At 54.8% G+C, this 1,256-nt stretch carries 1 protein-coding gene; it reads right to left on the bottom strand.

Translation table 11 applies throughout. From position 1 onward, the window contains the following. Window positions 1–17: 17 nt before the first annotated feature. A protein-coding gene (locus AC6R19_RS22700; protein WP_500582146.1) for an IS3 family transposase occupies window positions 18–1,183 on the bottom strand; the annotation gives its coding sequence in 2 pieces (ribosomal slippage) (window positions 18–919 and window positions 919–1,183; 1,167 coding nt in all). Window positions 1,184–1,256 lie beyond the last annotated feature (73 nt).

Below are 1,256 nucleotides of genomic sequence, written 5' to 3'. Positions count from 1 at the left end.
TGTAGTGGTCAAGTGATTTAGGCCACCGTCTTTTGAGTTTTCCAGTAGGCCTGCTCTGCCACATTGGGCGGCAACCCGTCGTTGTGCTTATGCGGCCGCAACGCGCTGTAATAGCCGATAATATAGTCCGTGATCGACTGCTTCGCCGAGGCAAAGCATAGATATCCGGTTTCCGGGACCCACTCCGTTTTCAAGCTCCTGAAGAACCGCTCTGTCGGGGCGTTATCCCAGCAATTCCCTCGGCGACTGAGACTCTGCCGCATCTGATATCTCCAGAGCAGCTGTCGGAAGCCCAGACTGGTGTACTGGCAACCCTGATCTGAATGAAACATGACTTCCGGTGGCTCTCCACGCGATTCGTAGGCCATCGTTAGGGCCTTCTTTACCAGTTCCGTATTCGGAGACAAGGACAACGCCCAGCCTACGGGTTTGCGGGAAAACAAATCGATTACCACTGCCAGGTAAGCCCAACGCGCCCCTGTCCAGATATAGGTAATATCGCCGGTCCAAACCTGATTAGGCTCCTTTACATCGAACTCCCGATCAAGATGATTCGGGATGTCCAGATGCGGCTGTTCAGCCTTCTTGTAAGCGTGGCTTGGCGGTTGCGTGCTCACCAGCCCCAACTGTTTCATCCGTCTGCTGGCACGATATCGACTCAGTGGCGTTCCGGCCTGCGTTACCATTTTTGCAATGCTGCGAGCACCGGCAGAGCCATTACTGGCTTCATGCGCCTCGACAACCTGATCCAGCAGCTTCTGCTCCGCCTCGCAGGGCCTTCTGTCCCGGTCACGCCAAGCCCGGTAGCTACTGCGATGCACCCCAAACACCTGACACAAGTGTTGCACCGCATAGCTCTCTTCAAGTCGCTCGATTATCGAGAATTGCTCAGGGAGTCCGACATCAAGAGAGCGGTAGCCTTTTTTAATATTTCTTTCTCTTCCTCCACCCGCCGCAGCTTGCGCTTCAGTTCCTGAATCTCACGTTGTTCCGGCGTCAACGCCTCACCTTTTTGTGGCGCCTTGCCTGATCGCTCGGCTCGAAGGCGGCGCACCCAATACTCCATGGTGGACTTACCAACCCCCATGGCTTCGCAGGCCGCTTTCACTGTGTAGCCCTGGTCAACCACCAGCTGGGCTGCCTCCAGACGGAATTCCGGGCTGAAATTTCTCTTCTTCGTCATCATATCCACCTGACTTTCTCTGTGAGTGATCATACACTCAAAACCAGGTGACCAGATTCACTATGCCACTACA

It is taken from the genome of Microbulbifer sp. SE14 (assembly GCF_059834885.1).
This window is presented reverse-complemented; position numbering and strand designations above follow the sequence as displayed.